Origin of the sequence: Nostoc spongiaeforme FACHB-130, assembly GCF_014698475.1 — a bacterium.
Taxonomy (GTDB): Bacteria; Cyanobacteriota; Cyanobacteriia; order Cyanobacteriales; family Nostocaceae; genus Nostoc_B; species Nostoc_B spongiaeforme.
In genome coordinates this window covers 1-21680 of record NZ_JACJTB010000072.1, presented here as the reverse complement: position 1 = coordinate 21680, position 21680 = coordinate 1, and the positions used below count along the sequence as shown (strand labels likewise).

The following is a 21680-nucleotide window of genomic DNA, read 5'->3' as shown; positions in this document are numbered from 1 at the left end:
GTGTGGGGAGTGTGGGAAGAGAGGGGGGAAAGATTTCTTCACCATCCTCCCACACCTCCCACACCTCCCACCCTTCCCACACCCCTGGATTTCTCTCTTGTGAGAAATCCAGGTTAGACCCTTACACCCCTCCACTCCCTACTCCCTAACATCAATGGAGGTAAACTTGACAACAGCGATACACTGGCAACAACGAGTTGGTAATCAACGAGATTGGGTTTGGCGAGGTTGGCAGACTCGTTATACCTACATCCGCCCTAGTGACACAGACCTGAATTCAACGCCTTTGATTTTGCTACATGGATTTGGTGCTTCCATTGGGCATTGGCGGCATAATTTAGAAATTTTAGGTGAATCTCATACGGTTTATGCTTTAGATATGCTGGGTTTTGGCGCTTCTGAAAAAGCCCCAGCTAACTACAGCATCGAACTCTGGGTTGAGCAGGTGTATGAGTTTTGGAAAGCATTTATCAGAAAACCTGCTGTATTGATAGGTAATTCTAATGGTTCATTAATTTCTTTGGCGGCGGCGGCGGCGCATCCTGATATGGTCAAGGGAATTGTGATGATGAGTTTGCCTGACCCATCACTAGAACAAGAGGCCATACCCCCGATTTTGCGGCCAGTTGTCAAAACCATCAAAAATCTTGTGGCTTCCCCATTGATATTGCAGCCAGTCTTTAAGTTTGTACGTCAACCCAGCGTCTTGCGGCGCTGGGCGAGCTTGGCTTATGCAAATCCCGCAGCTATTACCGATGAACTAATCGAAATTTTGGCAGGGCCTCCCCAAGATAGAGGTTCGGCGCGGGCTTTTAGTGCCTTATTTAAAGCGGCGATCGGTGTTAATTTTAGTCCGAGTGTCAAAGCTGTATTGCCAACATTAACAATTCCCATGCTGTTAATTTGGGGACAAAAAGACCGATTTGTACCGCCTATATTAGCTAGTCAATTTGCTCAATACAACGAAAAACTAGAACTACTCAACTTAGAGAATGTTGGGCATTGTCCCCATGATGAGTGTCCCGAACAAGTCAACCAATTTATTTTAGATTGGATGACTCGTTGTTTTGGCGATCGCCAGCCATAAAATTAAGGCAGCATATTTAGCCTATTTGGACTTGGGTAGTGTCAACGTTAGTTGCTCCATTCACAGAACGAGCTACAGAAACCATTTTATTCAAAATCTCTTGGCTCGGAACTTTGCCTTTGAGAACCACAGTACAACCAGTCTGAGCCACCCAAAGGGTATTGATATCATCAAGCTGTTGGTCTTGATCAAATGCTAAGGCGACACGCTTGGCTAAACCGCTTTGGTCATATTCGCCATTTAAACCAATCCGTTCTGGGGGGATAGATTGAGTTGCTGTTGGTGCAGCAGTAGCAGCTTGCGGTACTGCTTGGGGAGCAGGATTAACTTGGGCATTTTGTGGTTTTTCTAAACCAAATAATCTTTTTAACCAACTCATAAATGCTAATCTCCGATGAATATTCCATAACACTATGAAGATAAAGGGTTTCATTCATCATTTTCATCTGTCAAGAAAAAGATTTATCTTGCTCAGGATTGCCACTTTGGGTATGTTTTACCGAAAACTTCTGTGTAGAGAGTGTAGTGAGTGCAAGTATGAGTTTAAAATAGAAAATCACACTTATCAAAACATTTAGTTTAACAGTACGTGTAGGGTAGCCATTAGCTAGTGTTTGCGTTAGTCATAATGCTACCTGAGCCTGTGTTGGCAAAGATGAAACATACCCTTTCTGTTCTGGTAGAAGACGAAGCGGGTGTTCTTTCCCGCATTTCTAGTTTGTTTGCCCGCCGTGGCTATAACATAGAAAGCCTTGCTGTTGGTCAAGCTGAACAGGGAGGAGTCTCCCGCATTACAATGGTTGTCGCTGGTGACGATCGCATAATCGAACAAATCACCAAGCAACTATATAAGCTGGTCAACGTCCTCAAAGTTCAGGATATTACGGAAACTCCTTGTGTAGAGCGAGAGTTGATGCTTTTGAAGGTGAATGCTAACAGCAGCCACCGTTCTGAAGTCATTGAACTGGCTCAGATTTTCCGAGCGCGAGTTGTAGATGTCGCCGAAGATTCCCTCACTTTGGAAGTGGTGGGAGACCCAGGAAAAATGGTAGCAATTGTCCAAGTGCTACAAAAATTTGGTCTCAAGGAAATAGCCCGGACTGGTAAAATCTCCCTGATTCGTGAATCTGGTGTGAATACTGAGTTACTCAAGTCTTTGGAAGCCAAGGTCTAATTTTCTGCGATCGCATTGCTGTGTGCTTGGTAGCTTAAATAATCAAACTACCCCAAAAATTATCGCAGCTATTACCCCGGCAATTTGGCGGGGTTTTTTCATGCTTTAGATCAAAAGAGGTATGGGAACAGGGAGAATATTTCCCCAATTTCCCTGCTCCCTGTTCCTTGTCCTCTTCTCTCTGCCACAATATTATTCGGCGTGTTTTCTACTGAAATACCTGGACTACAAATCTTTTTTGATAGTTGTTCACGGAATTTTTTTGTTTTTAATTTAACATTTTTGCGGAAAAATTACTTAGATAAGTATACTTAAATTAATAACGAGTAGTATTAATACTTAAAACAGTCTTAATATAAACACATACAGTTCACACAATCAACACAAATTCACGGTGGTCATTGATGAAATTTTCACTAAATTCCGTCTGTAAAAACTGTGATGACGAATGAATCCAAAGCAGTTAAACTGTTTCCCAAGAGATTAGAGATTAGGTAAAGAGCTGAAGTTGTAAGATATCAGCTTTTTAAATAGGGTTAGAGTTCAGTAATCTACATAGAAAACCGTAGCAGTTCCCCTACGGTTTTTTTATTATGTGAAACTGCGTAAAAAAACTTAACTTGAATTGATTTCAGATGTATCAAAAAGTCAATTTAACGGCTAAAAACAGCGCGATTTTGCATACAAATAGATTTATATCAGTAAATTTTCCAGTGATTTTACCGCACCAAAAATCAAGCAAATATGAATAAAAAAGAATATATAGTTCAACAAATTTACAGTCTATGTTTTTAAAGAGCTTTGGTGGCGTTGTAGTAGCAATGACATTGTTAGTAGGTAATACAGCTATTGCTCAAACTACTGATACCCGGTTAGCGTTTCATATACAAGTAGGCTCTGATAATGATGGTAATCCGATTATTTTAGATGCAGGATCGGTGCAAGGAAGTGAATATACGATTTTACAAAAACAAGGTAATGGCGTAACGAAAACTACTTTTCGTGCGTCTTGTGCTGAGGGGCGCTTGTTTTCTGAAACGGCTGCTAACTACAGTGCAGACGGCCAGTTAATTAGTGAAAAACCCACTCAGCAAGAAATTACACCACAACCTGGAACTCCCGAAGCTAATTCGATGGAGATTGTTTGTCAAAGCGCCAGTAAAGAAGGTAATCAGTAAGCATCCATAAAATGAAACTTTTCCGAGTTTTCATCAGTCTGGGGTTTCAAATTCTGTAATAAAAATATCAATGTCATCTTCTAATCAGGGTATTCCTGGATTACCTGATCTGACACATCCAATAGAACTACTCCAGTTTGGCAACCAACTGCTCAAAGCCTCAATTTTATTAGTTTTTTTAGTGATAGCTTTGGGTGTTGCGATCGCACTAATGAGTTTCGCCTTGCGTCGCCATCAGCAAGAAAATGTCATTTTTCTTGATCAGTGGGTGGTGCATTACTCCCAAATTTTACGGGGGTTACAGCACCTAACCTTGGTATTAGTTCTATTGGTAGTCGGATTTTTCCTTTGTTCAACTTTAGGTAATCGCTATCATCACTGGGAACAAGCCAAAGTTGTGCAAGTTGCTCAAACAGTGGATGGGGATAAATTAGAGCAAGTCGCACCCCAAATCCGCTATGTAATTCAAGAGCCATTCACCTATAACAACCAAGTCAACGGCAAAATCGTCAAGGTCAATGATACAAGGGAAGTTACCCGGTTTCTGTCCTTGGCAGGATCGCAGATTCAAGTCAAACTTGAGCAGAATACCGATGTGCAAGGTCGTAGTGCCGTTTATCGCATAGATTACAGTGCAGATTATAAAGTCGTCAATCGACTCAAAGATAATCAAAGTTTTTTCTTTGAAGCACCACCACCAGACGGCTATTCACTGCTGGCTAACTACAAAGTAGAACGTTCTGGTACTCGACTGGAACCGCCTAACCCTGGGGACTATGGATTCCCCTTTCGTTTGTCGCCAGGGGAAACTGCTAACTTTCGCGTTACCTATCAAGCTCAAAGTGGGCCGCGCTGGGTTTACAATGCTACGGGACAAATGCTGACCAATTTTCGCCTGACAGCAACGGCTAATTTTGCGCCTGTGGAATTTGCGAGTGGAATTGTACCTAATGAAATTAAAGCTGATGGTCGTAGCACTCGGTATAGTTGGATATTCAATGACAATGTTGCGGTGAAAAATCCCTTTGGCGTTTTCACCAACGCTGCGCCTATCCGTAATACGGGGATTATACCCAGGTTGTTATTATTAGCACCAGCAATATTTCTCTGGTGGATCTTGCTGTTATATTTATCAGTACCCATAAGCTTGAAAAATGTGGCGATCGCATCTGGGATGTTCTTTGCTTGCATTTTAACCTTGACCTACCTGGCTCGCTTCATGAATCCTGAACTAGCCTGGACAATGATTTCCCTGATTTTCCTCACGTTAAGTTGGGGATTAGGCTCAAACCGCATCGCTGCTATTGCAGTTATTATCTGTTCGATTGCTGGGGCGGTATTACCTGTGTTTGGATTGTTAGTTCCATTTAGTGGTTTAACTTTAAGTGGAGCAGCTTTACTGTCAGCTGTGTGGTTAGCAGTTCGTCACTGGTATAGCTGGTACAGTTTTCCTCTAGAAGACAGGGTGAAGTAAGCGGAAATAGGATTTAGCGAACAGAAGAGACAAGGGAGACAAGGGGGATGGAAGTTTGTGTGTAGGTAGGTGAATAAAAACTCTTAAAGCCTTACACTCTCCTACACCGTTCCTCTGGCGTTCACGGCGAAGCCCTTACACCAATTCTTAACAGACAATCTTGGTGCGTCAGTCCTAGTTTTTCCAAAATTTCCTAGCAAAACACTTGACACTCACCCACCTCGGACTGCTATATTAACAGAGGTGAAGCGATGGGGCGTAGCCAAGTGGTAAGGCAGCGGGTTTTGGTCCCGCCATCCCTAGGTTCGAATCCTAGCGCCCCAGTAATTAGAAAGGTAGATTTTTCTACCTTTTTTTGTTTTTAAAATTTCTGACTGAATCTTATTCAGGCAACAACTTTTTGCTGATGTGATGGTACATAGGGGCTTTAGCTTTTATTGTTCTACCATTAACTGCTTGCTATTCTCCTGTATTTTTAGATATTTTTAACTTGATTCAAATCAGTTCTTAAATATCTGCTGTCATCCTGAGTTTGATTGATCATCCAGGGTGAAAACAGATGATTTGGAAAAAAGTTTTGCTGATGGCGATGGGGATGATGGTAGCAATTGTCTTTGGGACTTTAACAGAGTTGAAAGGAATTGCCCAAACTCCCACAGATTTAGATTTAGCGGCTTATCATGCGCCGATTCACTATCAAGATACGGACAGTACCAAATATAGCGGTGACTATATTACGCGGTTTAACTATGACGGAGATTGGCGAGGAACAAATAATTGGGATAATCTGGCGGCTTATCCCTTAAATGCTTATGCGTATTATTCTGTGGCTGAGACTTGTACTCACAGATTTATCACCTATTCTTTTTTCCATCCCCAAGATTGGACTGATACTCCCTTTGATCAAGAACATGAAAATGATTTAGAAGGTTTACTGGCGATCGTGCGTAAGGATAGTTCTACTTATGGCAAACTCGAAGGTGTTGTTACTGTCTTCCATACCAACTTTTATTCTTTTACGCCAAGTGGTAGTCCTTTGACAAATGGTTCCGAAAGTATTGATGGAACCCTGACTCTGAGTAGTTATAATGGTTCTCTGCATCCGTTGACGACTCAGGAAGCCAAAGGACATGGCTTGAAAGCTTGGCCTTACGCCGGCAATTTTAGTGGAGCCAGCAGTGAAGATGGAATTATCTACTATCCTTCTACAACTATTGCGGAAGTACCCGCATCGGGGAACGATCGCAATGTACTGTATTCGTTAATTGATGTCTTTGCTACTGGTGGTTTGTGGCAAAATCAATTAAATCAAGCCTCTAGTTCTACAGGGATAACTTATGCCAACTGGGGAACCTTCAGAGGAGATTCTAGCGGTGGTTGTGGTGCTGGCTTACCAACTTGTAGCGATAATTCTGCCAATACACCTTGGGGTTGGGATGATTCCAATGATGGTGCAGTTTACAGAGGTGAAATGGCTTTAGATCCGGCTCATTTAACAGATGTTTATTTTAATGGTTTGGGTAACTTTGATACTACCTATATTCGTAATCGCTATATCCAAGATTTACGCGATCGCGGCTACAATTCCAGTAATCTTCCTTTAGGCTGGCCTAGCCAAATCAATCTTAATACCTTGATGGGTAAGCTTAAAACTCAATGTTGATTTGACAGGATGAAACCCAACATGATTAAAAATTTGTTGGGTTTTCACATCTAGTGTATTTCGCAATTACAAATGACCAAGAACAAATGACAAATGACGACCATAACTATTTAGCCTAATTTGTACCAACATACTTACAAAGGAATTTCGATTAACATCTCACAACCCTTTCCTGGTGAAGAAACACACTTGATGTTCCCACCATGTTTATCTACAACAATTTGGTAGCTGATAGATAAACCTAAACCTGTACCTTGTCCTGGTTGTTTGGTGGTAAAGAATGGTTCAAAAATGCGCGATCGCAGATTATGGGGAATACCACAACCATTGTCAGCAATTTTTATTTGAATAGTATTTTCTTCTGTAACTTTTGTCTGAATCCAAATTTTTGGCTTGTCTATGATTTTGCCATTTGTCACAGCCTCTTCTAGAGCATCAATAGCATTATTGAGAATATTCATAAATACCTGATTCATCTGCGCCGCATAGCAAACTACACTTGGCAATTCACTATATTCCTTAATAACTTCAATTCCTGAAAAATTATCATTTGCTTGCAGCCGATGTTGCAGAATCAACAAAGTACTTTCAATTCCTTCATGCAAATCCACAGGTTTTTTTTCTGCTTCATCCAATCTTGCAAAGGTGCGTAAAGATAAAACTAATTGTGAAATTCTGTCTGCTCCCATTGTCATGGAATTGAGCATTTTCGGCAAATCATTCGTAATAAAATCTACATCTATTTTTTCGGCAAATTCTCGAATTTCCGCTTTAGTTCTGGGATAATATTTCTGATACATCCGCAGTAATGTTAATAAATCTTCAGTATAGTCATGTAAATAAGTAATATTGCCAAAAATAAAACTAATTGGGTTATTAATTTCATGGGCTATGCCTGCAACTAATTGCCCTAACCCAGCCATTTTTTCACTTTGAATTAACTGGCTTTGAGTTTGCTGTAATTCTTCAAGAGTGTGCCGGAGTTCTTCTTTTTGCCTTTGAGTTTGTTCTAATAATTCTGCTTGCTGGAGTCCGACACCTAATTGATTACCAATCTGCACTAATAAGTCAATTTCATCTTCTTTCCAATTGCGGGCTGCGGTGTTGTGATAGGCCGCTAGTAATCCCCAAAGTTTATCACCTTGGAAAATCGGCACAATCATATACGATCGCGCTTCCATTAATTGACTCAAAGATATATATTTATGCGCCTCTTGATTGTTATAAATATCTCTGACCACCAGAGTATGTCCTTTAGCAAAATCTCCGCCTTGGGTTGCTTGTAAGTAGTCATTGGCAATCACACTCAAAAGTTTGCGGACTGAAGCCCAGCCTGGGGCGGCTGACTCAGCCACAAATTCACCACTCCAATCAGGACGAAAACGATAGATTGTGACTTGATCTACTTCTAACAATCGCTGTACTTCTTTGGTGCTGGTGACAAAAATGGTATTCAAGTCCAGAGATTGCCGAATTTTTTCGACTGTAGTAGCTAAGGCTTTTTCTCTTTGGGCGGCTTTGCGTTCGCGTTCAGCTGCTTTTGCTAGTTGTTCAGCTTGCAACTGTACTTGTTTTAAAGCTTCTGCTTGCTGTAATGCAACGCCTAACTGTATACCAACCTGCGCGAGTAAGTTGATTTCTTCATCTTGCCAATAACGAGGGTGGGAGTTTTGATAAGCTACCAACAATCCCCATAACTTTTCGCCTTGGGATATTGGCACAAACACTTCATGACGAGGATATTTACCAGCTTGGGTTTCTTTTAATAAGACACGTTCTGTCACTGGCTGGGGTTTAACAACTGGTGTCCAACCATCCACAATGGAATCTGCAACAAATTCACCACTCCAGTCAGGGTAAAAGCGATAAATTGCGACTCTTTCCACATCCAAAAGTCTTCTCACTTCTTGGGTAGTGGTTTTAAAGATTGCGTCAATATCTAGGGATTGGCGAATTTTTTCGACGGTATTTGCCAGCGCCCTTTGACGTTCAGCAGCTTTACTCAGTTCTGCTGCTTGCAGCTGCATTTGTTGTAAAAATTCTGCTTGCTGTAAGGCGACACCTAGTTGAGTACTAACTTGGGTGAGTAAATAGACTTCATCTTCTTGCCAATCGCGGCGACCGGAGTTTTGATAAACTGCCAGTAAACCCCATAGTTTTTGACCGTGGTAAATGGCAATAATCACATAAGCTCTGGCTTGATAACTTTCTAAAAGTTTGATGTAACAGTCGGTAAAACCATAATCATAAATATCACAACAAATACGATAAACTTCACTTCTAGCAAACATTCCCCCTTCTGTATCTTGTAAATACGTATCCATGATGGGGGTTTCGGCTAAATCTTTGACGCTACACTCGCTGACATTTTCTTTTAATCGTGGTTGATTTGACTGTTCATCAATCAGTGAAATCCAACCTTCTGCTACTGATTCAAAGACAAATTCACCACTCCAATCAGAATTAAAACGATAAATCGCAACGCGATCGACATTTAGTAATTGTCTGATTTCTACTGTGCTGGTGCGGAAAATGCTGTCTAAATCTAGAGATTGGCGAATTTTTTCCACCGTGATGGCAATGGTTTTTTGCCATTCTGCTGCTTTTGCCCTGGCTTGTGCTTGTGCTAGTTGTGTTGATTGTCTTTTTACTTGTTCAAGATAATCGGCTTGTTGTAAAGCAACTCCTAAATGTGCGGCGATCAGTTGCACAAACTCAATTTCTGATTCTTCCCATTGGCGAGGATTACTACATTGATGAATACATAACAAACCCCATAAATCTTTGCCTTTCATTAAAGAGGCTACAATGTTAGCCCGGACTTGGAATCGCTCTAAAATCTGGACATGGCAATCGCTCACACTAGCTTGATATATATCAGCCATTGTATGAATTCGGCCTTCTTGATATAGTCCAGCAAATTCCGCAGCAAAGCAATGATCGCGTAGTTTGGCCGATAGTGCTGAAACCCATTCGGAACCAACATCTTCATAGATGAATTCTCCTTCCCATCCCAATTCGGGATAAAAACGAAACACGCCCACACGATCAGTTTTGAGTAATTGTCGAACTTCCGTAACTGTAATTTTAAATATGGTATCTATATCTAAAGTTTCTCGAATCCTGGCAATAACTCCAGATAAAGCTTTTTGCTTCTCACTCTGAACTGGCGAGAAAGAGTTTTCTGATTGATATTCTGTTTGTTGTGAATTTGATTTTATGATGTAAGAGTTTTCCATTACTGGTAGGACTTTAAAATATTGAAAGTCTTCTATTGTAGAGTTCCCTAATTTCTAAGAAAGATAACAGTCAAAAATTTGATTTATAGATAAATTGATTTATAATGATTTACGTGAATTAAAATTTACTCAGTAAGAGTCAAGTTGATCATCTTAGCTTTGATTATTAACTCTGTCTTGATAAAGGAAATTATACTTCTCAGTCTCTAACTAACAGAAGGTTGATTTATAGTTGGGCTTTATTACCTAAGCTGACTTATTATAGGACTCTTATTGGATTTATCAAAAAAATCTGTATCCTTAACAAGTAATCTTTACAGATCCCTCATCCTAGACTGCACAAATAATATAAACAATCAAAATGGATTCTTATAGATTTTATGCCAATTTAGCTAATTGATTAGTAAGTAATTTGAGTAACAAGTAATGAAAGTAAGTCCAAAATAAAAATTAAGATTTACATTAGTTGATTTTGGCGCTAGTAGAGCAGTTTTGATTGATATCAAAATAGTCGAAAAATTTTGTTTGCGATCTCAATTGGCTTTACAATTCCTGCAAACAAGACAGGAATGCGATCGCTAATATCGCATTCCTGTAAGAAAATAATTCAACTGCGATCGCATTATCGCTTTTTGGGCAATGCGCGGCGCTGTTCTCGTTTTTCGACTTCCCGAAGACGGCGATCGCGCCAATCTGCCAAGGTTAAGTAGCCAACGCCACCAGTAACTGCGATTAACAGTACTAACGCCAGTAATGCCAGAATACTCAGAAATGGACTTTCCACGATTCCCCTACAGTCCGTTGCGTCCCCAAACTACCATTGCGATCGACCAAGTGAACACAACCAACAGTGATACCCATCCCAATGTCAAAATTCCCATAGTTTTAAATTTGGCAAATCATTACAAAAGGTCTCTAATATTTATCATACCTGGAACTGGATACGAGGAAGTCTGAACCTGGATTTCTCACAAGAGAGAAATCCAGGGGTGTGGGAGGGGTGGGAGGGGTGGGAAGTGTGGGAGGATGGTGAAAAAATCTTTCCCCCCACACTCCCCACACTCCCCACACTCCCCTCTCTCTCCACACCCGCTACCCATACGTGAGAAATTCGGGCCCACTCCCCATTGAGACAATGAACAGAATTTTCGATCCACTACTGATGGCTGAACGCTTAGAGTCTCTCAAAGCTGGGATAATTGGCGGTTTAACGTTGGGTGTTATCTGCTTGATGACAAGCTTACTCAATACTCTGGTGTTGGCAAAATATTTTGAGATATTGATTAGTTTACAAGTGAAGTGGGATTGGCAGTTGTTGATCAGTTGGGCGATCGCTATCTTCTCTGGTTTACTGTTTGGTGTTACTTACCGTTATATCATTCGCCAAGACCAAAATCCGCAACTCAAAGCTGGTGGGGTGATGGCTTTTGGTTTAGTGCGGGGGTTAGCACAGCTAGAACTTGACTGGAGTTTGACGGGTGTTGTGTTAGCCGGGGAAAGTGTGCTGTGGTTTATTGTAGCTGCGATCGTTTTGAATCAAGCTATTCAATTAGGCTGGGTTAAAACTTTCCCCTCTACGTAAATTCACATCTTGCACCAAGCCCTAGCGATTAGAAATCGCGGCTATATAAACAAAGTCCGCCTGCGCGGACTAACAGAAAATTAAGGTTTGAAACCCGCATAGGCGGGTTTTGCCTGTGTAGCCGTGACTTCCAGTCGCCTGGTACAAGATATGTGTAAAGATATCCAACATTTATAAGCCAAATTTTGTTCATACGTGCTACTTCAGCGTTTACCAGGAAGAATCTTGTAAGTTTATAAATTTTTCACTTAACTCATAAGTCACGACAACTAAAAATTAACTCTTTTTAGCGATCGCTCGTAAAAATAGAATACACGGTTATTAACTAGTTATATTTTTTCCAGCTAATTACTATATTTTTCTATACCAATAATTGTAATTTGTAAATGTTAGTAAAAGGTATTTTTACAACATTGAACATGGGATTTTTTTGTTTTTTTACTTAGCCAAACTAAGTCTGATATGAGATATTAAGCTTATTTTACTCATGTTTGAGTGAGACATCTAAGTATTGTTATTTACTCGGCTTAAGTCAAACTGCAAGCAATATATTTTTCTACTGTAATACCAGCATTATTTATCACTACCAGTATATTGTACTTTAAATTATCGTGGTTGTACCAAAATCTTTATTAGTAGCTTCTAATGAAGATTTAGCGAGAGTATTGACTATTGGCTTTGAATTATTTACGCTCAAAAAATATTTTATTGAATCCATAGATTCATAAGTGTAAAAAACTCTACCAAATTAAATTACATAGTTGATTTTCTGCTTGATAAAAATCAAACATTTTTGTAATTACTAAAAATATTCCTGGATTTAATTCTAGTGAATCGATTAAATAAGTAAATATTTCGTAGAGGCTAAGATGATTTTTAATCAACAGCAAATCACTCTAAACTTACCATTCCACAAATTTAATATTAAACAAGTATCTGCTATTTTGCGTCGTCGGCGCTATTTAGTATTAGGTGTTTCTTGTACAGTGATGTCTGTGATTAGTTTAGTTGCTATTAATACTAAAACTAATTACCAAAGTTCTATGCAATTGCTTGTGACTGCTGATGCAAATGCAAGTAACACAGCTAATAATATTATGAATCTTGCTGGTAGTGAAGTTGTGGGATTAAACTCACCAGTTGTAGATTACACAGCACAAATGAAAATGCTTTTGAGTCCCCAACTCATTGCAGAAGCTGTAGCTTTACTAAAAGCTGAATATCCAGATATTACAGTCGAAGATATTCACGGCAAGCAAGCAAAGCTTTCGATCACAAAGTTAGATGAAAAAACAATCTCTAATAATCTGCCCTTACAAATATTAGAAGTGACCTTCAATGATGAAGATCCAGTTAGAAGCCAGAAAGTTTTACAAGCACTACAGCAAGTTTATCAAAATTATCAGATCCAACAGCAAAAAGAACGTTTAAATAAAGGTCTGGCTTTTATTAATGCTCGCATACCGCAAATGAAAAAAGAGGTGAATCAAGCGGAAAAAAACTTAGAGCATTTTCGCCGAAAACATAATCTACTTGATCCAGAAGTACAAAGCAAAATTTTAATTGAATCTTTGGCGGCGGTGCAGCAGCAACTACAAATCACCCGCGCCCAAATTCAAGATGTCCAAGCCCGCTATAATAACTTACAACAAGAAGTTGCTACTTCATCGCGCAAAGCGAGAATGGCGGCTCGACTAAATCAATCAAGTAGCTACCAAACACTATTAGATGATTTTAAAAAGACGGAACTTGCTTTAGCTAGAGAGCAGAAACGTTATACAAATGAGTCTCCCATCATCCAACAACTTCAAGAACAACGCCAAAATCAGTTAGTACTCTTAAAAAGAGAGTCAAATCAATTATTAACAGACATCAGACAATCTACTGATAGCGTAGCACCAACAGAGGGTGCTGATCCGCAATTATTACAAGAGTTAATTCAAGTCCAAACTACAGCTTTAGGACTAATAGCTAACGAAAAAAGTTTAGCTGAAACCGAACAAAAACTCAGATTTGAATTTAGCCAATACCCAAGTTTATTAGCACAATATAATCGGTTATTGCCAGAGGTACAGGCTAAACGTAAACAACTAGAACAATTATTACAAGCGCAACAATCTTTGGGTTTGAAAATTGCCCAAGGCGGTTTGGCATGGGAAGTATTAGAGGAACCGAGTTTAGGCAAACTAACAGGAATTAACAGATTATCTCTGTTGTTAGGAGGTTTCGTACTGAGTCCAATTTTAGGAATTGCGATCGCCTTAAGTTGGGGTATGTTTACTCGCACTATTTATTCCACCAAAGAATTACAGCAGTCAACTAATTTACGGTTACTTGGTTCTGTACCGAAACTAGCACCCAAAGGCTTGAAAAAATGGCTACCAAATATTTCAGGTCATAAACAACGCAATATTGCTTCTCATTTTACCGAAACTGACAGTTGGTTGCCTTGTCATGAAACCTTAGATATTCTCTATCAAAACCTGCAAATATCTAAGTCTCCTTTGCCTTTTAAATCTTTGATGTTTACTTCTGCTTTATCAGGTGAAGGAAAGACGACTGTGTTACTCGGATTGGCGGCTAGTGCAGCAAGAATGCACCGACGCATTCTCTTAATTGATGCCAATTTGCGGTATCCCCATCTACATAAAATGCTGCAATTATCCAATGATTGGGGATTATCTTTATTATTGCTGGATGAAACAAGCAACCACATTCATAATTATATCCAGCCTGTTCACCCGTCAATTGATGTTTTGACTGCTGGGCCAAAACCAGATGATACTATCAGATTACTCAATTCTCAACGGATGAAGGAACTGATTAAGGGATTTGAGCAAAGCTATGACTTAGTGTTAGTTGATGCGCCGCCAATTTTGGGTACAGCCGATGCGAGAATTTTAGCTGGATATTGCCATGAAATTGTTATGGTAGGACGAATGGGTCAACTAACTCAAGGTGATTTAATGCAAGCTCAAGAAATTTTGAGCCATTTAAATTTAATTGGTATTATTGCTAATGGCGTAAGAAGCCACCAGCAGGTTTAATTATAGTCATTTACCATTAATTTTCTGCTCTGTGCTTTTTTGGTTGCCTACTAAAAATACATTGCATAATTGATAGGAGGCGGCAACCTCCTATGTTGGAGAACTGTCTCATCTTGAGTGGTAGATGCCAAAAGCGTCAAGCAGATACTAGTGTGATTAGATGATCAGTATGAAATTCCAACTGTTTTTAGGCTCTTTATTTTCTCAGTTTAAATTCCGGCATTGGTGGATGGGTATCCTCTTGTGGATTGCTTTGGTTGCTCCTGCTCAAGCATCAGTGATTTTACGGGTGGCGATTGAGAGAGGAGTTAATCAAGTTAAAGTCGGTAGTTCTACGGCTGCCTTAGTAAAGGATAGTACGGGAAAGACTCTAGGACAATTGCCAGCGATGAGTGCCTATTACGCCCAGTCAGTTCCGGGGGGAGTGGCTTTAGATAAGTGGCAATCTGGTTTATTTTGGATTGAGCCAACGGGTAAAGGATTTGTTTATATTGGCGATCGCTGGTATCGGGGAAGAACCTTAGTTGCTCCCACAGAAAAAGGTTTAACGGCAGTTAACTGGGTGGATGCGGAAGAATACCTCTACAGCGTTCTGGGTGGCGAAATGAATAGCAGCTGGCCCCAGGAAGCCCTCAAAGCTCAAGCGATCGCAGCTCGTACCTACGCTCTCTACGAACGGGAAAAACAACGCAACAACCCCATCTACGATTTAGGTGATAGTCCTGATCGTTGGCAAATTTACAAGGGAGTTATGAGTGAGTCTCCTTCTACTTACGCAGCCGTTGATGCTACGGCGGGACAAGTCCTAACTTATAACAACAAAATTATTCTCTCTGTTTTCCATGCTTGTTCGGGCGGACATACCGAAAATGTGGAAGATGTCTGGGGAAATGCTTTGCCTTACCTGCGGGCTGTGCAGGACTACGATCAAGATATCAAAGAATGCAATTGGGTAAAAACTTTCTCCCCGGCGGAAATTAGCGCCAGAATTTCTGGTGTTGGCAATGTTAAGGAAGTCATTCCCGAAAAATACTCGCCTTTCCGCAGTGTCAAAGCTTTAAAAATTGTTGGTGATAAAGGTACAAAAGTCTTAGAAGGTGAGGCGGTACGCACTGCACTCAAGCTGAGAAGTACTCGTTTTAATGTCAGTAAAAGTGCAGATGGTAGTTTTGTGCTGCAAGGCTTAGGCTTTGGTCATGGATTAGGAATGAGCCAATGGGGAGCATACAACCTAGCTCGACGTGGTATCAACCACCTACAAATTTTGGGTCATTATTATCAAGGTGTAGCCCTCACACCAATTAAAGCAAAGTAATCCTGGATTTCTCACAAGAGAGAAATCCAGGGGTGTGGGAAGGGTGGGAGGTGTGGGAGGGGTGGGAGGATGGTGAAGAAATCTTTCCCCCCTCTCTCCCCACACTCCCCTCTCTCCCCACACTCCCTACCCATACGTGAGAAATTCGGGTAATGAGGGAGTAGTGAGTAGGGAGTGGGGAGTGGGACAAGGAATGGATTAAAAGGAGAAAGTAGGTTGTCAATTTCTACCATCTGCCCTTGATCCTGATTTCCCCAGCTTTTTCTGACCCTACTCCCTATTCCCGACTCCCCACTCCCCATCTTTAGCAGCTTCGATTGAGGCAGAGTTCTGAACTTCCTGTTCTAATAAGTCGGTTTCGGTAGTGTAGACTAAATCTTTGTTTTCTATGATTTTTTCAGTGGCAAACTGTTGGGCAAAGTCAATTTTTTGCTGTAAATTTCCATCTGGATCGGTTAATAGTCTGGCGCGAGACAAGCGATCGCGGTTACGTGCTGTAATTTTTTGATTGCGCCACTGAATCCAGAAATAACGTACTAGTGGTACACCCAAAAATCCTATACCATAAGCCAACAGCAGCCAATAAATTCCTTGGACAAAAGCAACTAATCCGCCTAATTGTGCAGCCACAATCCCATCTCTGATTAAATTCCCCAGGATTAAAGCGCCCACAAAATTAAGGACTCCTAAGCCAGCACTTAGCATAATTTGTCCAGAATCAGCCTGACTAAAACGCCAAGGTGATTCTTCTAAATAAGGTTGTACTGACTGACGATTTTTTTGACTGGCTTGAACTTGTAATTCGGGAAAATAATAAACGATTTCCCCTTGGGAACTAACTTTTGGTTCCCCGTTAAAGCGCAACAGTACAGGCAGCATATAATCTTCGTACTCTTGTCTATAACTGGGGCCAAGGTCATCTAAATAAGGCGCAATTTGTTCTGCTACGACTGCACCACCCTGACGGCGAATGACAGTAGCTATTTCTTGCCAACGGCGTTCTTCTAATTTGGCATTAGGATTACCATCACCAAATAAAAAGGAAAACACCGCTTCAAAGAAATTCATCTCACTACCTCTACCTTGACGGCTGCTTTGTCGCCTTTGTTGGTAGGAAGTATCGTAGTAGTTGGGACTAAAATACCAAAATAAATCGGGGAAAAAGAAGAAGCCACCGCCGCGATCGCTACTACCTCGGTTGTCGTTATCGCGATCGGAATTAGCCGCAGTGATAATTATAATGATGCTAATAGTAATTAGCGCGATCGAAACAACTAAAAATATCCCAAAAGAAATGCGAATTAGGTAGAAAAGAGCTTGCCAAATTTTTTGCCACCATTCTTGCAAACGTAACTGGAAATATTTATTCCGTAAAATTGCTCTAAAATTTTGCGGAAATAGGTAAACAATATCACCTGTTTCTGCTACTTGCAAATGTCCACCAGCATCAGTAGCTAAAGCCAGTAAACCTTGATTGGCTTCTGCAATTTTTAAGCCTGCTTGGGTGGCGACATCACCAATGGTAACTCGATAACCCAATTGCTCCACAGCATTCATGATCGCTGGATTGGGAGCCATCGCTCTCCCCTCCTGTTTTAATTGACGCTATATTTCTCTAGTATAAAGTTTTATTTTTGGAGACTAGTACAACAAGGCAAAAGTAAAAAGGCAAAAGGAAAAAGTAAAGAATATTCATACCACAAGCCTTTTAGCAATTTCTTATGGTCTGTTTATTTACGCCAATCTGTACTAGGAAGATTGCTAATTAACTCTTGATTGATTCACCCAACCAACAACAAGAATAATTAATTTTTCAATCTAAAAGATATTAATCGCCACTTTTACCATGTTAAAATTATTTGCCTTGGCTTGGTTAATCAGCAAATTTTCTGTCCTCAAATATGGTTCAGTACACTCTCGCCCAAAGCCCAGAAATTATCATCACCGTTCCTGGCAAAGATTCTGCTAAAGCTCGTGATAAAGCAATGGATCAGTTGATGGAACTGATGGATGCGGGTAAACTCCCCACAGAATTAGAAGAAGGATTCGGCCCGCAACAATTAATTGAAGTCAAAGAATCGACAAGTGACCATAACAATAGTGAGGATGCTATTACTCAAGCAGTCCAAGTGTTAAGTAATTTAGCTACACTCAAGTTAAAAGTGCAAGAATCTCGCACGGAAGCCTTAGAACTTCGCAAAGCTGTTGATATTTTGTTCTCGGATAACACTGTCACCGAAGAAGAAATTACACGTCTGAAAGAAGGTTTTAAAGTTCTCAAAAATTTCGCTCAAGCAAATCTGCGTTACCAAGAAGCACGCGCTAAAGCAGAACAGGCGAGGCAAGTTTTAGACCAAGCTTTAAAATCGCCGGATGCGTAAATAGTTTCTGAAGTTGTCATTAGTCCTTTGTCATTAGTCATTGGTATGGACAAAGGACTAATGACAACCTTTACTTTAGCGTCGTTTGATGCCTCTAAAAACAGAGTTAGCTTGTTCGTCGCTATTTGGTGTTTCTACTTCGACAATTTCAGCACTGGTACTCTTTTTGTAATATTGCTGATAGTAGTCATGGGAAACAGGTGTGGAATCTTTTGATTTGTTGGCGATCATCCCTAACAGGGGTGTGCCAGAAATTTGAATTTCTTCTAATACTTGCTTGAGGGCAGTACGTTTCAAATGACCCAAGCCAGCTACCATAACAATACCATTGGTGTTAGATGCTAACAAATAAGCATCAGCAAACCCTAGCAATGGGGGAGTGTCATAAATTACTAAATCAAAGTTGCTTTGCAGTTCGTTCATTAAGTCCTGCATTTTCTTAGAAGCTAGTAATCTGACAGAATCGGGAGGTGTCGGCCCCGCAGTCATCACAAATAGATTATCTTCTATTGGCGATCGCTCAATCACATTTTCCCAATCTAAATCTTGGGCAATGACATCAGTCAAACCCTGAACATTCAATATATTCAGACGCTGGTGCAAAGTAGGACAGCGCAGGTTAGAGTCTACTAATAACACTCTCTGCCCCATTGCCGCAGCGGCCTGTGCTAAATGTACAGCTACCGTAGATTTACCATCTCCCTGGCCCGCCGAACTAATTACCAACGAGCGAATCGGGTCATCGGAACCCAGTAACATAATATTGGTGTAGAGCGATCGGAAAATTTCAAAGAACGAAGCCCGATTCGTTTGTTGTAAACCTCTAGATAAAGTTGATTGTGGTGCTGCTTCTAATTCTTTTCTTAAAGGTACAATTCCCAGTAATGGCAACTTAGTACTATTCTTCAACTCTTGAACAGTGTAGAAAATATTACTCAATTTATCGACAATTAAAGCTGCCCCTATACCCAACACCAATCCTAAAAGGCCACCAATAGCTAAGTTTAGCTTGGCATTGTTAGAAATTGCACTTGGTTTATTAACCGTCGCTAATTTAGGATCAAGTAATCGCCAAGGTTGTTGTTTTTGAGCTTTTTCAATTTCTAATGCTTGTTGTTTAGTAGTAAATTGTGTCAGAGAACTGTTAGCAATTTCTAATTGTTGCTGAATATTGGTATAGGTACGAGTCAGAGTAGCTAAGTATCTGACATCGTTATTCAGAGTTGTGATTTTGTCATACAAAAATTTATCACGGGCGGAAACAGACCGAATTTGACTTTGCAATTCTTTTTGCAGACGCATTTCCTCGCCAGCTAACAAAGGCAGCAAATAAGCTCTCCTATCTGTTAGCGTCAGCATAGCTGGATTATCTGGTGTATATACTGCTGCTTTTTGGGCAATTTCAATATCAATGGCTTGGATTTGATCTAGTATCTTTTGATAACGCCCATTTTCACTCAGCAAAGAATTACCTGCCTTTTCACCAGGGTTTCTGGCTAATTCTCTTTGCAAATCTTGATATCTGGCGACTAATTGTTCTAGTTGTAGGCGATTTTCGATGCGCTGTTGTCGCAACCCAGCAAGTTGACTTGCTAATTCTTGCGCTCTTTGGGCTGGATCAATTAAATTATTTTCTACTTGTAAATTGCGGAGTTGATTTTGCCAATATTTGACTCTTGCTTCTATTGGCTGTCTTTGTTTATCAACAAACTCAATTGCTTGATCAACATCTAATTGACGTTCTTGTAAACTATAAGCTAAATACGCATCAGCTAATAGCTTAGAAACATCACTAACTAGTTGTTTGTCTGGGTGCGTATATTGGACAGTTAAAATGTCTGGTGATTCTGAGCCGATAATTAAGCCAGAAACTAGCAAATTATAATTAATGTATGGATATTTGGGCTTAAGCTTTTCCACAATCGGATCAAGTACTCTGGGACTACGTAATACTTGAATTGTGGTATTACCGTTGCTTCCACCCTTGCCAGATGATACCGAAACACTCGGAGTTGCGTCTTCATCAGAAATCGTTTGAGGCACACTAGCTATTACCTTAGTTTCCCCCGTTACCTGCCTCGTTAAAATATCAAACGAGCCGAGATATACTGGAGGGTCGGTTTCTGCCTTTAACACTGCTGCTGTCGCTACTAAAGCAGTTATCCCAGAAATTAACAGCAATCGACGACGCAAAATGGCAAAAATCTGGCCTATATGCAACTCATCATCATCATTGTTGTTAAATTGAGCAGATTTAGCTTGTGACAGGTAAGGGTGTTTTTCTGACTTCAGCATAGTGTTTGTAAATTAAACGACTGGGTTTTGATGCAGTAAAAACTACTTTCGCAATTGTGGTAGAGATGCTGGAAATGCTTATAAGTTACCTTGTCTATTGCTATGCCCTGGCAAATTTTTGACTTGACTAACTAACTAATACGTTAGTTAATTTTAGGTACATAGGTATTGTGAAGAACTTAGTTCATACACTTACTATTGTGGTTAAGGTTTTACAAATACAGTTTAGTCAAGGGTAACGCAATACAAATACAGTAACATTGCGTAGCATAAATTTGTAGGCTTTGCTGAATATTCCTGTTGAGCTATACAAAATTTTTACTGAAACACCACGAATTTTTTAACTTTCGACTCTGTAGAAGTTATCTACTCCCCCTAAGTAGAGACTTTTGTATGTACAACAAAAAGCAGTTCCGGTGAAACTGATTTTACGAGCCTTGGATGAAAGGCGACTAGTGTGTTTACTCAGCAACGCCACTTGCTTCAAGTCGGGGAACCCGCCCAACGCAGTGGCTCCTCAGCACTTTCAAGCTAGGAGGTAAAAGTTTTATTATTCCTGGCATTCAAGCTTTCAAAATGTCCTAACCTGATTACCGCTATAGAACTGCCATAACCCAACTAGGACTTACTTAGTGAGAGGCAAAATCAAAGGTGTAGGGGTATAAGTAAGGAAAAACCCTTGTACCCCTACACCCCTCTCTCCCTTGCTGACAGGTGTAGGTTTTTTACAAGGGTGTGAGTAGTCATTCACTCTCGACAGAAAATAAAAGCAGACTCAAAGAGTGAAACAGAGGCTCAAATGCTAAAAAATGAGTACCTCAAACAATGGACAAATATAGTGTCACAGAAAATGCCACATCTGACGCTACCACAAGTGGTAGGACTGGCAACATGGAGTTTTGGCATAGTGATGACAAAATCAAGTAGCTTGAGCAAAGTGTCAAAATTCATAGCTAAAGTTAACTCTCAAAAGGCAAATTATGAATTGATTGTTGCTGCTGGCTGGCATCCGTTTTTACGCATTAACCATCAAGGAAATTATCGCCTGCCACCTGAAAATATATGGCATCCACTTGCAGATGTGGTTTTTGCGCCTGGAACATCTTGGTCAGGTCGAATTATTTGCTTTGTGACCAATCCAGTTGAATGTACATTACTTGCCCGTTGGGATCTTGGCTACAAAGATCCTTGGTTGATTCTGACTGACCTTGAGCCAACGAGCGCGTCCGCACTCTGGTACGGTTT

At 40.3% G+C, this 21680-nt stretch carries 15 protein-coding genes, 1 tRNA gene and 1 pseudogene; 11 read left to right on the top strand and 6 right to left on the bottom strand.

Going from position 1 to position 21680, the window contains the following annotated elements; all coding sequences use genetic code 11:
* Nucleotides 1-166: 166 nt before the first annotated feature.
* Nucleotides 167-1087, top strand: a complete 921-nt coding sequence (locus tag H6G74_RS29305) for an alpha/beta fold hydrolase (RefSeq protein WP_190971081.1) — start codon at nucleotides 167-169, stop codon at nucleotides 1085-1087.
* Between the two features lie 16 nt (nucleotides 1088-1103).
* Here H6G74_RS29305 and H6G74_RS29300 read toward each other — a convergent pair whose 3' ends face one another.
* Nucleotides 1104-1466: a BON domain-containing protein gene (locus H6G74_RS29300; RefSeq protein ID WP_190971080.1), complete on the bottom strand. Its 363-nt coding sequence runs from the start codon at nucleotides 1464-1466 to the stop codon at nucleotides 1104-1106.
* Between the two features lie 276 nt (nucleotides 1467-1742).
* Here H6G74_RS29300 and ilvN point away from each other — a divergent pair, with 276 nt between their 5' ends.
* From ilvN to H6G74_RS29275, 5 genes are all read left to right on the top strand, one after another.
* Nucleotides 1743-2261, top strand: a complete 519-nt coding sequence (gene ilvN, locus H6G74_RS29295; RefSeq protein ID WP_190971079.1) for an acetolactate synthase small subunit — start codon at nucleotides 1743-1745, stop codon at nucleotides 2259-2261.
* Between the two features lie 785 nt (nucleotides 2262-3046).
* Nucleotides 3047-3439: a hypothetical protein gene (locus H6G74_RS29290; protein ID WP_190971078.1), complete on the top strand. Its 393-nt coding sequence runs from the start codon at nucleotides 3047-3049 to the stop codon at nucleotides 3437-3439.
* 70 nt (nucleotides 3440-3509) lie between these two features.
* Nucleotides 3510-4913 carry a hypothetical protein gene (locus tag H6G74_RS29285; RefSeq protein ID WP_190971077.1) on the top strand — a complete coding sequence of 468 codons (1404 nt, stop codon included), beginning with the start codon at nucleotides 3510-3512 and terminating at the stop codon, nucleotides 4911-4913.
* A gap of 252 nt (nucleotides 4914-5165) precedes the next feature.
* Nucleotides 5166-5237 (top strand) — tRNA-Gln (locus tag H6G74_RS29280).
* Between the two features lie 235 nt (nucleotides 5238-5472).
* Nucleotides 5473-6576, top strand: a complete 1104-nt coding sequence (locus tag H6G74_RS29275; protein WP_190971076.1) for a hypothetical protein — start codon at nucleotides 5473-5475, stop codon at nucleotides 6574-6576.
* A gap of 134 nt (nucleotides 6577-6710) precedes the next feature.
* Here the strand turns inward: H6G74_RS29275 and H6G74_RS29270 are convergent, their stop codons facing one another.
* The 3 genes from H6G74_RS29270 to petN all read right to left on the bottom strand — a co-directional run bounded on the left by H6G74_RS29270 (nucleotide 6711) and on the right by petN (nucleotide 10696).
* A complete protein-coding gene (locus H6G74_RS29270; RefSeq protein WP_190971075.1) occupies nucleotides 6711-9815 on the bottom strand; it encodes a GAF domain-containing sensor histidine kinase in 3105 nt (1034 codons plus the stop codon).
* Nucleotides 9816-10437: 622 nt separating this feature from the next.
* A complete protein-coding gene (locus H6G74_RS29265) occupies nucleotides 10438-10599 on the bottom strand; it encodes a hypothetical protein (RefSeq protein ID WP_190971074.1) in 162 nt (53 codons plus the stop codon).
* 7 nt (nucleotides 10600-10606) lie between these two features.
* Nucleotides 10607-10696, bottom strand: a complete 90-nt coding sequence (petN, locus tag H6G74_RS29260) for a cytochrome b6-f complex subunit PetN (protein ID WP_083468698.1) — start codon at nucleotides 10694-10696, stop codon at nucleotides 10607-10609.
* 254 nt (nucleotides 10697-10950) lie between these two features.
* Between petN and H6G74_RS29255 the strand changes: the two genes are divergently transcribed.
* The 3 genes from H6G74_RS29255 (at nucleotide 10951) to H6G74_RS29245 (ending at nucleotide 15759) form a co-directional block, all read left to right on the top strand.
* A complete protein-coding gene (locus H6G74_RS29255; protein ID WP_190971073.1) occupies nucleotides 10951-11397 on the top strand; it encodes a hypothetical protein in 447 nt (148 codons plus the stop codon).
* 869 nt (nucleotides 11398-12266) lie between these two features.
* Nucleotides 12267-14444: a GumC family protein gene (locus tag H6G74_RS29250; RefSeq protein ID WP_190971072.1), complete on the top strand. Its 2178-nt coding sequence runs from the start codon at nucleotides 12267-12269 to the stop codon at nucleotides 14442-14444.
* A gap of 169 nt (nucleotides 14445-14613) precedes the next feature.
* A complete protein-coding gene (locus tag H6G74_RS29245; RefSeq protein ID WP_190971071.1) occupies nucleotides 14614-15759 on the top strand; it encodes a SpoIID/LytB domain-containing protein in 1146 nt (381 codons plus the stop codon).
* A 270-nt stretch (nucleotides 15760-16029) separates the two neighbouring features.
* On the opposite strand, the gene H6G74_RS29240 is transcribed toward H6G74_RS29245, so the two are convergent.
* Nucleotides 16030-17337, bottom strand: a complete 1308-nt coding sequence (locus H6G74_RS29240) for a hypothetical protein (RefSeq protein WP_190971070.1) — start codon at nucleotides 17335-17337, stop codon at nucleotides 16030-16032.
* A 323-nt stretch (nucleotides 17338-17660) separates the two neighbouring features.
* On the opposite strand from H6G74_RS29240, the gene H6G74_RS29235 reads away from it, so the two are divergent.
* Entirely contained in the window at nucleotides 17661-18140 is a 480-nt protein-coding gene (locus H6G74_RS29235; RefSeq protein WP_190971069.1) for a hypothetical protein, read from the top strand.
* Nucleotides 18141-18215: 75 nt separating this feature from the next.
* Here H6G74_RS29235 and H6G74_RS29230 read toward each other — a convergent pair whose 3' ends face one another.
* Complete coding sequence (locus H6G74_RS29230; protein ID WP_190971068.1) at nucleotides 18216-20435, bottom strand: GumC family protein; 2220 nt, start codon at nucleotides 20433-20435, stop codon at nucleotides 18216-18218.
* A gap of 799 nt (nucleotides 20436-21234) precedes the next feature.
* Here H6G74_RS29230 and H6G74_RS29225 point away from each other — a divergent pair.
* Nucleotides 21235-21680 (top strand): annotated as a pseudogene (locus H6G74_RS29225) (hypothetical protein); the annotation flags it as partial.

Coding starts and splice junctions, on each gene's coding strand:
- H6G74_RS29300 (WP_190971080.1), bottom strand. CDS start 1,466: ATGAGTTGGTTAAAAAGATTATTTGGTTTAGAAAAACCACAAAATGCC.
- ilvN (WP_190971079.1), top strand. CDS start 1,743: ATGAAACATACCCTTTCTGTTCTGGTAGAAGACGAAGCGGGTGTTCTT.
- H6G74_RS29290 (WP_190971078.1), top strand. CDS start 3,047: ATGTTTTTAAAGAGCTTTGGTGGCGTTGTAGTAGCAATGACATTGTTA.
- H6G74_RS29285 (WP_190971077.1), top strand. CDS start 3,510: ATGTCATCTTCTAATCAGGGTATTCCTGGATTACCTGATCTGACACAT.
- H6G74_RS29275 (WP_190971076.1), top strand. CDS start 5,473: ATGATTTGGAAAAAAGTTTTGCTGATGGCGATGGGGATGATGGTAGCA.
- H6G74_RS29270 (WP_190971075.1), bottom strand. CDS start 9,815: ATGGAAAACTCTTACATCATAAAATCAAATTCACAACAAACAGAATAT.
- petN (WP_083468698.1), bottom strand. CDS start 10,696: ATGGGAATTTTGACATTGGGATGGGTATCACTGTTGGTTGTGTTCACT.
- H6G74_RS29255 (WP_190971073.1), top strand. CDS start 10,951: ATGAACAGAATTTTCGATCCACTACTGATGGCTGAACGCTTAGAGTCT.
- H6G74_RS29250 (WP_190971072.1), top strand. CDS start 12,267: ATGATTTTTAATCAACAGCAAATCACTCTAAACTTACCATTCCACAAA.
- H6G74_RS29245 (WP_190971071.1), top strand. CDS start 14,614: ATGAAATTCCAACTGTTTTTAGGCTCTTTATTTTCTCAGTTTAAATTC.
- H6G74_RS29240 (WP_190971070.1), bottom strand. CDS start 17,337: ATGGCTCCCAATCCAGCGATCATGAATGCTGTGGAGCAATTGGGTTAT.
- H6G74_RS29235 (WP_190971069.1), top strand. CDS start 17,661: ATGGTTCAGTACACTCTCGCCCAAAGCCCAGAAATTATCATCACCGTT.
- H6G74_RS29230 (WP_190971068.1), bottom strand. CDS start 20,435: ATGCTGAAGTCAGAAAAACACCCTTACCTGTCACAAGCTAAATCTGCT.